The organism is Nonomuraea sp. NPDC003201 (assembly GCF_053590415.1).
Map to the genome: position 1 here is coordinate 1 of NZ_JBSFTC010000351.1, position 10,652 is coordinate 10,652.

At 73.1% G+C, this 10,652-nt stretch carries 7 protein-coding genes and 1 pseudogene; 4 read left to right on the forward strand and 4 right to left on the reverse strand.

Going from position 1 to position 10,652, the window contains the following annotated elements; all coding sequences use genetic code 11:
- Positions 1-77 precede the first annotated feature (77 nt).
- From ACWDX9_RS53425 to ACWDX9_RS53435, 3 genes are all read right to left on the reverse strand, one after another.
- Complete coding sequence (locus ACWDX9_RS53425) at positions 78-887, reverse strand: class I SAM-dependent methyltransferase (protein WP_449969782.1); 810 nt, start codon at positions 885-887, stop codon at positions 78-80.
- Positions 888-975: 88 nt separating this feature from the next.
- Entirely contained in the window at positions 976-3,780 is a 2,805-nt protein-coding gene (locus ACWDX9_RS53430; protein ID WP_449969785.1) for a glycoside hydrolase family 2 TIM barrel-domain containing protein, read from the reverse strand.
- Between the two features lie 80 nt (positions 3,781-3,860).
- Positions 3,861-5,009, reverse strand: coding sequence for an amidohydrolase family protein (locus ACWDX9_RS53435; protein WP_449969788.1), 1,149 nt, complete (start codon positions 5,007-5,009; stop codon positions 3,861-3,863).
- A gap of 176 nt (positions 5,010-5,185) precedes the next feature.
- On the opposite strand from ACWDX9_RS53435, the gene ACWDX9_RS53440 reads away from it, so the two are divergent.
- From ACWDX9_RS53440 to ACWDX9_RS53455, 4 genes are read left to right on the forward strand one after another with little or no spacing between them, the layout of a single operon-like run.
- Complete coding sequence (locus ACWDX9_RS53440) at positions 5,186-6,190, forward strand: NAD-dependent epimerase/dehydratase family protein (RefSeq protein WP_449969791.1); 1,005 nt, start codon at positions 5,186-5,188, stop codon at positions 6,188-6,190.
- Positions 6,177-6,866, forward strand: a complete 690-nt coding sequence (locus tag ACWDX9_RS53445; RefSeq protein ID WP_449969794.1) for a PIG-L deacetylase family protein — start codon at positions 6,177-6,179, stop codon at positions 6,864-6,866. The genes ACWDX9_RS53440 and ACWDX9_RS53445 overlap by 14 nt, the downstream gene beginning before the upstream one ends.
- Complete coding sequence (locus tag ACWDX9_RS53450; RefSeq protein ID WP_449969796.1) at positions 6,863-7,795, forward strand: methionyl-tRNA formyltransferase; 933 nt, start codon at positions 6,863-6,865, stop codon at positions 7,793-7,795. The genes ACWDX9_RS53445 and ACWDX9_RS53450 overlap by 4 nt, the downstream gene beginning before the upstream one ends.
- The gene (locus ACWDX9_RS53455) at positions 7,780-9,795 is read left to right on the forward strand and encodes an NAD-dependent epimerase/dehydratase family protein (protein ID WP_449969799.1); all 2,016 of its coding nucleotides are present in this window, start codon (positions 7,780-7,782) and stop codon (positions 9,793-9,795) included. Before ACWDX9_RS53450 ends, ACWDX9_RS53455 begins: the two co-directional genes overlap by 16 nt.
- A 95-nt stretch (positions 9,796-9,890) precedes the next feature.
- Here the strand turns inward: ACWDX9_RS53455 and ACWDX9_RS53460 are convergent.
- A pseudogene (locus ACWDX9_RS53460) lies at positions 9,891-10,652 on the reverse strand (hypothetical protein); the annotation flags it as partial.

Genomic DNA, 10,652 nt, shown 5'->3' on the forward strand with positions numbered 1-10,652 from the left:
CCGGGCGCGCTCAGCGCGCCCGGTCCCGGTCGATCAGGGCCCCAGTCCCGGTCGATCAGGGCCCCGGTTCCGGTCGGTCAGGGGCGGACGCCCGTCGCGAAGCGGACCGTGCGGGGAAGCACGAAGCGGTCCTGGGGGAGCGCCGCCTCCAGGGCCGCCCGGGCCTCCTCGCGCAGGTGCTCCGGGATCGCCTCCAGCGGAGCTCTGCGGGCGGCCGACCAGAGCCAGTCCCACACCTGCCCCGCCTCGACGACCACCTCGAACACCACGTCCTCGTGCCGGACCCCGCCCAGCCCGCCCGCCTCGAACAGCCCGGTCAGCTCTTCGGCCGAGCCCAGCGTGTGGCTGAACGGGGCGCCGCCCGCCCCCGACGTGTACGGCTCCAGCGCCCGCCCGACCAGGCCGAGCAGCTCGACCTCGACCGGGCTCGACCGCACCAGCAGGCTGGCCGCCAACCGGCCCCCGGACCGCAGCAACCCGGTCATGGAGCGTACGGCGGCCAGCGGGTCGGGCAGGAAGTACAGCATCATCCCGGCCAGCACGACGTCGAACCGCTCGCCGGGCAGCAGTTCCTCGGCCCGCTCCGCGTCGCCCAGCAGGACGGTCGCGTGGCTCAGGCCGTACCGCTCGATCTCGGCCGTGGCGGCGGCGACCATGCCGGGCGCGAGGTCCAGCCCGACCACCCGCCCCGTGGGGCCGACGGCCTGGGCCGCGGGCACGAGCGAGGCGCCCGTCCCGCAGCCGGCGTCCAGGACGCGGTCGCCCGGCCCGGGCGCGGCCTGGCGTACCAGCTCGGCGGCCACGGGCGCGAAGAACGGCACCCCCACCTGCTCGTACGTCCCGGACGCGCGGTCGAACACACCGGCCAGGTACTCCTTGGCATCCATCACTTTCCTCCCGTTGAACGTCAGTGAACGGTCAGCACGAAGGCTGCGCGGCCCCGAGGGAGGGGCCGCGCATGATCAGATCCGTCGGTCAGCTGGGCTCGAAGCGGAGCCTGAACGTCGCCCGCCCGGCCCTGAGGTCGTAGACGGGAAGGGCGCCGGGCCCGCAGGTGGCGGTGCCGATGCCCTGCTGGGCCAGGTCGAGGCCCAGGTGCACGCGCTCTCCCGGCACCAGGTCCGGCCGGTGCCGCGCCCGGTCCAGGTCGAAGGCGCTCCACGGCCGCGCGGTCAGCCCGAACACCGGGAACCCGCGCACCGTGAAGGCGCCGAAGTCGGCCCAGCGCACGTCCGCCCGGTGGCCGTTCTCCTGCGGGAACACGTACGGCGTCTGGAACTCCTCCAGGCTCGCCCGCCAGCGGCCGACCCTGGCGGCCATCCCGGTGTCCGGGTAGGCCTCGCCCGGCCCCCTGCCGAACCAGGTGACGTGCTCGACCGCGCCCGCGGGCAGCGACATGTCCAGCCCGAGGCGCGGGATGGGGTCGGCCCAGTCGCCCTCCGGCTCGACGTCCACCCTCAGCTCCAGGCCGCCGTCCGAGGCCGTCCAGGTGTAGGTGGCGCGCATGCCGGCGTCGGTCGCGGCCGGCGCCACCCGGGTGCGCACGGTCAGCGCGTCACCGATCTCGACCTCGTCCACGCGGTGGGTGAGGCGGTGCAGGCCGAGCCCGCGCCACTTGCCGGCCAGCCCGCCGTAGGTGTCGTTGTCGGTCGGAGCCCGCCACAGGCCGAGCCGCGGCCCCTCCACCTCCACGCCGAACAGCCTGACCAGGCGCCCGGTCTCCAGGTCGAAGGCCGAGTCCCCCGCGGAACCCACGGAGATCTCGCCGCCGTCGCGGACCAGCCCGGCGCTCCACGTCGCGGGCGCGCCCTCGACGGCCTCGCCGATGAGCGGCGACAGGAGCGCCTGGCCCCAGGCCACCTCGTGGCCCGCTCCGGCCCACGGCTGGTCGGCCGCCAGCACCGCGCGTACGGTCAGCCACGCCTCGGAGCCCGAGTCCAGGCCGGGCGCGGCGGGCAGCTTGACCTCGCCGCCCTCGGCGGGCACGGTCAGCCGGTGCTCGGCGACCGTCTCCCCGTCCGCCTCCACCGTGGCCAGGAACTCCAGGTGCGACAGGTCGGCGAACCCGTGACCGTTGACGACGCGCACCACGCCGTCCCCGAACTCGAACCGGACCGGCTCGAACACCTTCTTCAGGTCGATCAGCCCGGGCGACGGCGTGCGGTCGGGGAAGACGAGGCCGTCGATGACGAAGTTCGAGTCGTGCACGGGCTCGCCGTAGTCGCCGCCGTACGCGTACTCGTACTCCGGATGCGCCAGCCCGTGGTCGATCCACTCCCAGATGAACCCGCCGGCCAGCCGCGGATACTTCTCGAACAGCTCCTGGTACTCGGCCAGCCCGCCGGGCCCGTTGCCCATGGCGTGGGCGTACTCGCACTGCATGAACGGCATGCCCCGGCGCCGCGCGTCCAGCTCGGGGTCGTCCAGCGGCGCCTCCTCCTGCCGCCCGATGAGCTCGACCTCGGCGTGCGAGGCGTACATGCGGGAGTAGACGTCGGTGTGCGCGCAGGTCCGGTCGCCCTCGTAGTGGATCGGGCGGGACGGGTCACGCTCGCGGGTCCAGTCGGACATGACGGCCAGGTTCCGGCCGACGCCCGCCTCGTTGCCGAGCGACCACATGATGATGCTGGGGTGGTTCTTGTCGCGTTCGACCATGCGGCGCATGCGGTCGAGCAGCGCGTCGGCGTAGCGGGGGTCGTCGGTGGGGTTGCCGCGCCAGCCGATCATGCCGAAGCCGTGGGTCTCGAGGTCGCACTCGTCGATGACCCACAGGCCCAGCTCGTCGCACAGGTCGAGGAAGTCGGGGTGGGGCGGGTAGTGGCTGGTCCGGACGGCGTTGACGTTGTGCCGCTTCATCAGCAGCACATCCTCGCGCATCGTCTCGTACGTCAGCGTACGGCCGCTCTCCGGATGGAACTCGTGCCGGTTCACGCCCTTGAACAGCAGCGGGCGGCCGTTGGCCAGGAGCACGCCGTCCACGATGGAGATCGTGCGGAAGCCGACGCGCAGCCGTACCGTCTCCCCGGGGAGGGTGAGGACGGCGTCGTACAGGCGGGGCGTCTCGGCCGTCCACGGCTCCACCTCCAGCGTCACCTCCGCCCCGGGCGCGAGGTCGGCGACGCCGAGCTCGGGGACGCTCAGCGTGCCCGAGCCCTCGAAGCTCAGCGTGCCGCGCCCGTCGGCGTAGGAGGCGCGCACGAAGACGTCGGCGCTGGAGCGGGTGAGGGTGACGTCCCGGAAGATGCCCGGCAGCCACCACATGTCCTGGTCCTCGAGGTAGCTGGCGGCCGACCACTGGTGCACGCGGACGGCCAGCACGTTGCGCCCCGGCCGCAGGTACGGCCCCGCGTCGAACTCGGCGGGCAGCCTGCTGCCGGTCCAGAAGCCCAGCTCGTGGCCGTTGAGCCAGACCCTGGCGAAGGAGTCGGCGCCCTCGAACCGCAGCCGGCCGCCCGTCCACCCCTCCGGCAGGTCGAACACGCGGCGGTAGTCGCCCGTCGGGTTCTCGTCCGGAACCCGGGGCGGGTCGACGGGGATCGGGAAGTCGACGTTGGTGTACGCGGGTGCGCCGTGCCCGTGCAGGTTCCAGTGGGACGGGACCGGGAGCTCGTCCCAGCCGGCGTCGTCGAAGGCCGGCTGGGCGAAGTCGTCAGGGACGTTCGCGGTGGGTGAGAGGCGGAAGCGCCACGTGCCGTTGAGGTCGAGGGCGGGCGCGTCAGAGCGGAGTGCTGCCCGAGGTTCGAGCAGTCCCGAACCGGGGGAGAAAGTTTCGAGATCCATCGCGGTCGAGCCTAGAGGTTAGAGATGGTTTCGTCATCGATGAGTTTTCTGTCCACACATGGGCGGAACATCGTTCTCCTTCACCCTCCGAGGCCATAGACGCGGTGGGCGTTCTCCGCGCCCACCATCCAGGCCACCCGCATCGCCTGCTCCACCGACCACTCCCCCTCAGCCACGAACCCGCCGACCACCCGCGCCATCGCCCGCCGCCACAGCAGCGCCCCGAGATAGTGCAGCTCGGCCGGGCCGAAGCCGTCGGAGGAGAAGAGCAGCTTCGCGAACGGCGCCACCTCCAGGCTCTCGGCCACCAGCGCCACGCTGCGCGCGCCGGTGTAGCTCACGCCCAGCCCCACGTCGAAGAACACGTTCGGGTACGCGTGCGCCAGCAGCCCCGCGTGCCGCTGGTACGGGTAGCAGTGCAGCAACAGCAGCGGCACCCCCGTCGGCTCGGCCAGCTCGATGAGCCCGCGCAGCAGCAGCGGGTCCGACCGGCGCAGGTCCACGTCCGGGTCCCCGAACCCGATGTGGAACTGCAGCGGCAGGCCCCGCTCCAGCCCCGTCCAGATGAGGTGGCGCAGCAGCACGGGATCGGACAGCCGCCCGCCGCCGGCGGACAACCAGCGCCCGGCGGCCTCCGTGACCTCCTCGCGCGTGGGCGGCGCAGGGTCGAAGTCGAGCCCGCAGCGGTAGGCGGCGATGCTCTTGAGCCCGCGTGCCGTACGCGTGCGCTCCCACAGCGCCTCGGCGAACCGGTCGGCGAACGCGCCCGCCCCGCACCCGCCGGCGGCCACCTGCTCGGCCACGGCCTCCAGCCGCACCACCTCGTCGGCCGGGACACCGGTGACCTCCGCCATGCCGGAGGGCCCGAGCAGCTCCTCGCCCCGGTAGCCGGTCTCGACCAGGAAGTGCCCGATGCCGCTCGCGCCCAGCAGCAGCCGGTTGGTCTCGTCGGCGCCGAGCCGGGCGCGCCTGGCCAGGTACTCCTCCGGCGTGCAGTACGGGTCGAGGCCGAGCACCGGCGCGCAGTGCCGCAGAATGGCGTGGCCGACCTGGGAGTCGAACGGGGTCATCCACGACGGCACCGGCCGGTCGGACTCGGTGATCAGCTCCTCGAACGCCCGGCGCGACAGGTCGTGCGACGTGACGCCGTGCACGTGGTGGTCCACCAGCGCCATCTCCTCGATGGCACGCACGAAGCCGGCGGGCATGAGGTCGAGCTCACTGGACATCGGCGGTGTCTCCCCAGGTCTCCCTGCCCGGTCAGGATAGGGAGCTACCCGCGTCAGGAGAGGTTCACGCGCCGCGGTGAAAAGTTGTGGCCATGGGTGACAAGACAGACGAAAACTGTTTTAATCCCGCCTAGGTCCCAGTATGACCGTTTTCCTCGAGCGGGAAAGGCGGGTCCGTGCGAGCACCAGGTGGCGAAGTAGTCATCACCGGCGGTCTCGGATTCATCGGCTCACATCTGGTGGACGCCTACCTCGCGGCGGGCCACCGCGTACGGATCATCGACTCGAACGCCGGAGCGGTCGTAGACGGCGAGGACTACGACACCGCCCCGCGCTGCACGGTCATCAGGCAGCGCGTGGAGGACCACCTGGCCTCCGGCGGCGACTTCGCGGGCGTGGACCGCGTCATCCACGCGGCCTCCTACGTGGGCCCGGCCAGCATCCTGTCACGGTCGGGGCGGCTCGGGCACGACATCATCGGCAGCACCGCGCCGGTCATCGAGGCGTGCGCCGCCGCCGGGGTGCCGCTGTGCATGTTCAGCTCGGCCGAGGTGTACGGGCGCAGCGGCGTGCTCGACGAGAAGGACGACATCGTCGTGCCGACCCAGTACAACACGCGCATCGAGTACGCCGTCGCCAAGACTCTGGCCGAGGCCATGGTCTGCAACAGCCGGCGGCACGGGTTACGCGGCATCGTCATCCGGCCCTTCAACGTGGCGGGCGCGCGGCAGTCGCGGGCGGGCGGGTTCGTGATGCCCACGTTCGTGCAGCAGGCCCTGGCCGGGCGGCCGATCACGGTGTTCGCGGGCGGGGAGCAGGTCAGGGCGTTCATCGCGGCCAGTGACCTGACGGCGTTCCTCATCGGCTTCATGGACGCGGCACTGGACGGCGACGACGTCATCATCAACGTCGGCAACCCGGCCAACGCCGTCACCGTCATGGAGCTCGCCGAACGCGTCAAGGCCCTGCTCGGCAGCCCCTCCCCCATCGTCGGCGTGGACGGCCGGACCGTGCACGGGCCGCACTACGCCGAGGCGGAGTCCTTCCACAAGATCCCGGCGCTCAGGACGGCCACCGACCTGGGCTGGCGGCCCCGCGTCACCCTCGACGAGCTCATCATGGCCACCGCCGACTACTACCGCGCCCGCGAGGACCGAAGGGCAGTGAATGCGCCGCTTTGACCGCGTCCTGGTGATCTCCCCCCACGCCGACGACGAGGTCCTGGGCTGTGCCGGCCTGATGGCCGCGCAGGCCGAACTCGGTGCCGAAGTGCACGTCCTGTATCTGGCGGTGGACGGCATGCGCCACTACGGGCTGGCCGGCGCCACGACCTACCGGCAGCGGCTGGACGAGATCGAGGCCGTGCGGGGCCTGCTCGGCTGCACCTTCGAGATCGCGTACGGGGACCGCGGGCTGACCGAGCGGCTCGACACGCTGCCGCGCCGGGAGCTGGTGGACCTGTTCGAGCACGCCCTGAACGAGCGGCGGCCCGACCTGCTGCTCCTGCCCAGCTTCGCCGACTACGACCAGGACCACTGCGCGGTCTTCGACGCCGGGTTCGCCGCCGCCCGGCCGATCGCGCAGCAGTTCGGCAAGTGGCTGGTGCCGAACGTCTTCATGTACGAGATGTCGAAGATCCAGTGGGCGTCCGAGCCGATGCCCCGCTCGACGGCTTACTGCGATATATCCGCTTATATGGACGCGAAGCTTGCGGCATTGCGGGCGTACGAGAGCCAGCACCGGCCTTCACCGCACATCAGGAGCGAGGATTCGGTGACGGCGCTGGCCACGTTACGCGGAGCGGAGATCGGCGTCACCCGCGCGGAGGCGTTCGGGGTGCTGAGGGAGGTCCTGTGAAGACGTTCGCGTTCGCCACCGGGATGGAGTTCGCCGCGCCGGCGGTGGACGTGCTGGTGGCGCAGGGCACCCCGCCGTCGCTGCTGATCGGCTACCCGCCCGCGCTGCAGCACCGCTCCGGGTTCGCGCCGCTGCGGGAGGCGTCCGAGAAGCACGGCATCCCGCTGCTGGAGACGGCCGACATCAACGACGGGCAGGCGTACGAGCTGGTCAAGGACATGGACCTGTTCGTGATCGCGGGATGGTCGCAGCTGGTGCGCGAACCCCTGCTGTCGGTGTGCCCCCTGGGGTCCATCGGGCTGCATCCCACGCGGCTGCCCGAGGGGCGGGGGCGGGCCGCGCTGCCGTGGACGATCATCAAGCGGCTGGAGACGAGCGCGGTCAGCCTGTTCTTCCTGGACGAGGGGGCCGACACCGGGGACCTGATCGCGCAGCGGGAGTTCACGGTCAGCCGGCGCGACGACGTCGGCGCCGTCTACCGCAAGGTCACCGAGATCAACGTGGACCTGCTGGCGACGTACATCCCGCTGCTGCTGGAAGGCCGCGTGGTGGCGCGCCCGCAGGGGCCCGGCGGGTCGTGGTGGGAGAAGCGGCGGCCCGAGGACGGGCTGATCGACTGGTCCCGGCCCGCCTCCGACCTCTACGACTGGGTACGCGCGCTGGCCCCGCCCTATCCGGGGGCGTTCACGTCCGTCTCCGGGCGGCGGCTGTACGTCCACAGCGCAGATCTCATCGAGCTCAGCGGCACGGAACCGGCCGGGACCGTGCTCGCCCCCGTATGGTCGACCGGGACCGGCGGGGTGCTGGTGGCCTGCGGGTCAGGGCTGCTGGTGGTACGCGACGTGCTGTGGGAGGGCGGGGACCGCCGCGACGCCCTGGACCTCGTCGAGTCGGGCGAGCTCACGGTAGGCGCATGCCTGGGGACGTGAACCGGGGCGTGCACCTGAGCGGGGCCGTGATGGCGCATCCCCAGCGCAGGGAGGCGGCGGCGCGGCTGGCCGGGGGGGTGCTCGACGTCGTCACCGACCCCGATCCGGGCGGCCGGCCCTCGGCGTTCCGCACCTCGCTGCTGGCCTGGTCGAGCATCCCCGGCGACTCCACCCACCACTTCCTCCTGCACGACGACATGGTGCTCTCCAGCACGTTCTTCCAGCGGGCCGAGCGCGCCGCCCGTGCCATGCCGCACGCCGCGCTCGCCCTGTTCGCGTTCTGGAACTCGCGCAACGGCGCCGCCGTACGCCAGGGGGCGCTGGCCGGGGCGCGGTGGGTGGCGGGGGCGGGCGAGTACACGCCGGTGGCCGCCCTGCTGCTGCCCAAGGAGGTCGCCGAGGGGTACGTGCAGTGGGCCGCGGGCCGGGGCGACACGTGGCCCGACGACGTGCTCATGGGGCGGTACCTGCGGCAGGCCGGGGTGCCGGTGTTCGTGGCGGTGCCCAGCCTGGCCGAGCACGAGGACCTGGCGAGCCTGGTGGACAACGACTTCCAGGGGGTGCGCCGCTCGCCGTGCTTCTTCACCGACGACCCGCTGGCGGGGCTGGGCGAGGACGCCGTGCTGGACGATCTGCCGGTGATCCCGTTCTTCAAGCGGGGTGTCGCGCAGTGCGCCGTACGGGTTCCGGGGTCGGGGCGGTGGCGGGACCTGCGGTGCGAGGACTATCTGGCCGGCCTGGGGATCGACGCGGGGGCGATGGTGGCGCGGGCGGGCGCGGGGGCGCATGGGGAGCTGTGGCTGACGGCGTACACGATGGGGGTCGTGCATCGGGGGCGGGAGCCGGGAGACGTTCGGGTCGTGGACGGAGGCCGAGGGCTGGGGGACGCTCGGGTCGTGGACGAGGCGCTGGCCACGATGGGGGCGGGCGGGTTGTGCCACGAGCTCTCGGGGCGGGAGCTGGGGCGGCTGTCGGCGGAGCTGCACGAGGTGGCGCGGCGGGGTCTTGAGGCGGGCCTGCACGACGCGGCGCAGCGGGGCCTGGAGGCGGGCCTGCACGATGCCGCCGCGCGGCCGGGCCCGGAGGCGAGCCTGGGAACGGGCCCCGCGGATCGCCCGCCGCACGCCATACGCTCGCCGTCCTCGGCAGATCGCGCGACTCGCGCCGTACCTTCGCCGTCCCTGACGGATCGCCCGCCGCACGCCGTGACCCCGCCGTCCCCGGTCCCCTTGATCGCGGCCCTGGGGGCGTCCGCGACGGTGGCCGTGAGCGGTGCCGAGACGTTCGTCCGGGAGCACCTGGCACACGCGCTCGCCGACCGGGGCCTCCGCCTCGCCGCCGGGGACTCCGGCGCGCCGGTGGTGCACGTGTGCGCCCTCGGCTGGTCCCCGGACGCCGACCCGGAGGAGGAGCTGCGGCTCGCGCGGGCGGCCTTCACGGGCGGGCGGGGCGGGGTGCTGCTCAGCTCGGTCCACGTCTACCCGCAGCGGAAGTGGGTGGACGAGGAGACGCCCGTGTCTCCCGCCGCCACGCCGTTGTCGCGGACACTGCTGCAGGTGGAGGCGACCGCGCCGGAAGCGGTGGTGCTGCGGCTGGGCGAGCCGTACGGGCCCGGCATGCCGCAGGGCGGGCCGGTGGCGGACCTGGTGCTGCGGTCGTCGCTCAACCGTCCCGCGCCGGTCTCCGGGCGTCCGGTGCAGCTGGTGCATGTGCAGGACGTCGCCGGGGCGGTGCTGGCCGCGCTGGAACGGGGGGTTGCGGGGCGCGTGTACAACATCGCGAGCCGGAAGCGGCTGCGCATGAGTGAGCTGGCCGAGGCGGTGTCCAAGGCGGTGCGTCCGATGGACGTCGAGACGTCCGACGAGCCTCCCGGGCCGCTGGTGAACGTCGAGCGGGCGGGGGTCGAGCTGGGGTGGCGGGAGGGTGTGACGCTGGACTACGGGCTGCACACGTTCGCGCAGTGGCTGGCCTACGAAAGCGACCGCCCTCAGCCAGACTGAGCCACGGCACGAAAGCGACCGCCCTCAGCCAGGCTGGGCCACGGCGCGAAAGCGACCGCTCTCACGCGGGCTCGGTGATGGTGGCTGGGCCTGCTCTACGCCAGTGATCGCCAGCGGAGGGCGCCGTCGGGTGCGGCGCCGATGAGCCGTCCTGCGGTGGCGGCCAGGACGGTGTGCCCTTCGGCGGGGCCCAGGTCGCTCCAACCGGCCTCATGCCGCTCCGCCGTCCTCACGAGGATCCGGTCGGCCGAGACGGCGAACAGCCGGCCGTTCATCGCGGTCAGGCTCACCGCACCGGCGGCCGGGCCGACGCTCCTCCAGTCGTGGACGCCGAGCCGTCTGATGGGCAGGTGCCACAGCTCGTCCCCGGAGGTGACGGCGAACAGCCCTTCGTCCACGGCGGCCAGGGCGACGGTGCCCTCTGGCGCCCGGCTGACGTCCCGCCACGGCATCGGGGCCGGCACGGGGTCGCGGTAACGGATGGTGCCGTCGGGGGCGACCCCGTACAGCCCGGCGGGCGGGCCGCCGTGCGCTTCCCGGGGTGCGGCGAGCGCGATCGCGTCGGTCTCGTCGATCGTCTGCCACGGGAGGTTCTGGCCGCATACGTCCCTGACGGCGAGCGTTCCGTCCGGGCACGCGGCGTAGAGGCGGTTCTCACAGCAAACGAGCGCCCGCACGACTGCGGCACCGCCCGGCTCGACCGCCGCGCTGGAAGGTGGCACGGCTGCGGCACCGCCCCGCTCGACGGCCACTGACAGGGCGACCTCATCGGACGGCGACGCGCCGACGTCGGAGGCCGACGGCGCGGCTTTGACCGTCGCGAGCGGCGACAGGACCCCGGCCGCCCGCGACGCGCG